The sequence below is a fragment of the Mixta theicola genome, assembly GCF_002895925.1.
GTDB classification, from domain to species: Bacteria; Pseudomonadota; Gammaproteobacteria; order Enterobacterales; family Enterobacteriaceae; genus Mixta; species Mixta theicola.
In genome coordinates this window covers 1-2157 of record NZ_NWUO01000037.1, presented here as the reverse complement: position 1 = coordinate 2157, position 2157 = coordinate 1, and the positions used below count along the sequence as shown (strand labels likewise).

The following is a 2157-nucleotide window of genomic DNA, read 5'->3' as shown; positions in this document are numbered from 1 at the left end:
TAACGGCGAGAGTTTTGCCCTGAGAAGGCCGCACCGCCCCCGACGTCAGGGGTATCCAGTCTATCTGCGCCTTCATGATGCCGGTCATGGCGCCGTGCCGTTCCGGCGAGCACCAGACCATGCCTTCAGACCAGAGAACCAGCTCGCGCAGCTCTGCAACTTTCGGATGCGTCTCCGGGGCGTCATCGGGCAGGGGCAGGCCGGACGGGTTAAAAATTTTCACTTCGGCGCCCATTGCCGTCAGCAGCCGGGCCGCCTCTTCCGTAGTTAGACGGCTGTATGAGCGTTCCCGCAGCGAGCCGTAGAGCATCAGGATGCGGGGCGGGTGCGCTACTTCTGCAGCCCTCAGCTTATCTTCAGTCAGCGGCACGTCCAGGAGTGAAGTATCAATATTTTTCAGGATATCGTTCATGTTGTTCACAATGAGGTCTCTTCATGAGTCGTCACGGTTGACAGGCTGCAGCTGCCACCTGCGCAGCATTCTTCTGTCAGAAAGGCCATCAGCTGCTCAAGCTGCGCATAGCAGGGTCTGCAGAACAGGGTACGGCTCTGCCGCTCCTGGCTGACCAGCCCGGCGGACATCAGCGCGGAAATATGATGACTGAGCGTGGAGGGCGGAATACCGAGGCGCTTCTGCAGAACACCGACCGGCAGGCCGTCATGACCCGCTCTCACCAGCTCCCGGTACACGCTGAGACGGGTCGGGTGCCCCAGCTCCCGGAGTGCATTTGCTGCTGTATTTAAATCCATGCGGCCTCCTTTAACTATATTTCCAGAATAATGGAAATATAGTCAGCGTCAAATATTTTTCCCCGGAATGGATGGCACGTTCTTATCCCGTTTCTGTCCAGCAGAGGAAGGATGGCGACGCCAGATTACTATGGAAATCGCCGTGATGAACAGGGTAAGGATGGCAGATAAAAGCAGCGTGCCGGGTATGCCGTATCGCTCCAGCAGTATGGCGTAAGCTGACGGAGCGAGCGCCGCGAGCAAAAAAGCTGGTGACAGCAGTACGCCTGTTTTACGGGCATACTGCTGCGGATCAAACAGCACAAGAGGTAGTACGGCCTTAACTACCGTACTCAGTCCGTTCACAGCTCCGTAACTCAGAATAAAGATGGCTGTAGCCACTGGGGTAACATTACCCGCAAGGCCGGCCAGAAAGCAAAATGGCAGCATAATGCCAGTAACCAGGCTCAGACGAATCGCTGAAGTACGTGCGCCAGAAGCCACGTCCAGCAGTCTGGCGCTCACCTGTCCCACTCCCCACAACATACCCGCCACGGTGGGCATACCATAAGCGGCCAGTATCTGAGGAAAATGAGCGGACACGCCGGTGGAAACAAAGCTTATCAGCGCTATTAGCGTGGCGTACCACAGGCCGCTGATGAATGCTTTTCGGTCTTCTGCTGTTCCGATCGCCGGAAGAGCGGGCTGCCCGGCAACGGGAGGTTGACTCCGATGCCCTGCCGGAACGGTGGACAAAAAAGCAGGCTGACAATGCCCGCGCAGCCGTAAACGATAATGGCATGCCGCCAGTCGGTAATGTGCAGTAGCGCAGCGCCAGCAGGCCAGAACGCGACTGAAGCGAGACCACCCAGCAGTGTGACCAGGGTAATTGCCCGGCGGGCCCCTGCGCCTGCGGTTTCTACAAGCAGAGCAAATGCGGCATCATACAGTGCAAGTCGCATGCCAGCTCCCATCAGGGGCCAGACGGCAACCCACGATGTTGTTGAATGGGTAAAAGCCATCAAAAAACAACCGATGATGATGGCGAAGGTTCCCGCCATCATCATCGTACGTCCGCCGGTACGGGCTATAAGGGCACCCGCAAGCGGCGAAACAAGGCCCATCACAAGCATGGCAATAGTCAGGCCGGAGAATGTCACAACCGGCGACCAGCCTGTATCCAGCATGATGGCGCTCCCGAAGACTCCCGGCATATAGAATGTGATACCCCAGTTGATAAACTGCGTCATGCCAATGCAGAAAATGGTGCGGCCTGTCAGATACCCGTCAGTCAACCTGTACTCTCCGGAAATGTGGCGTCGCCCTGCCCAAGCGTACGCTGCATGATGACCGTATCAAGCCAGCGTCCGTGCCTGAAGCCCACAGATTTGAGCGTTCCTGTAATGCTGAAGCCTGCCGCACTATGCA

The 2157-nt window shown here is 57.2% G+C and carries 5 protein-coding genes; all 5 read right to left on the bottom strand.

Annotated features, from left to right (window positions below):
- The coding region (locus COO59_RS20380) for an NAD(P)H-dependent oxidoreductase (protein ID WP_420845712.1) at window positions 1-421 on the bottom strand (421 nt) is incomplete at its 3' end.
- Window positions 418-750 (bottom strand): ArsR/SmtB family transcription factor, encoded by a 333-nt coding sequence (locus COO59_RS20375; protein ID WP_007749362.1) that lies wholly within the window; start codon window positions 748-750, stop codon window positions 418-420. The genes COO59_RS20375 and COO59_RS20380, both read right to left, overlap by 4 nt.
- Before the next feature lie 48 nt (window positions 751-798).
- Entirely contained in the window at window positions 799-1293 is a 495-nt protein-coding gene (locus tag COO59_RS21415; protein WP_240614179.1) for an MFS transporter, read from the bottom strand.
- A 68-nt stretch (window positions 1294-1361) separates the two neighbouring features.
- Window positions 1362-2024 carry an MFS transporter gene (locus COO59_RS21410; RefSeq protein ID WP_233215901.1) on the bottom strand — a complete coding sequence of 221 codons (663 nt, stop codon included), beginning with the start codon at window positions 2022-2024 and terminating at the stop codon, window positions 1362-1364.
- Window positions 2021-2157: GNAT family N-acetyltransferase (locus COO59_RS21405; protein WP_420845711.1), on the bottom strand; the 137-nt coding region annotated here is incomplete at its 5' end. The genes COO59_RS21410 and COO59_RS21405, both read right to left, overlap by 4 nt.

What these genes read in the sequence shown, in the direction of transcription:
- COO59_RS20375 (WP_007749362.1), bottom strand. Translation starts at nt 750, where the DNA reads ATGGATTTAAATACAGCAGCAAATGCACTCCGGGAGCTGGGGCACCCG.
- COO59_RS21415 (WP_240614179.1), bottom strand. Translation starts at nt 1,293, where the DNA reads ATGCCCACCGTGGCGGGTATGTTGTGGGGAGTGGGACAGGTGAGCGCC.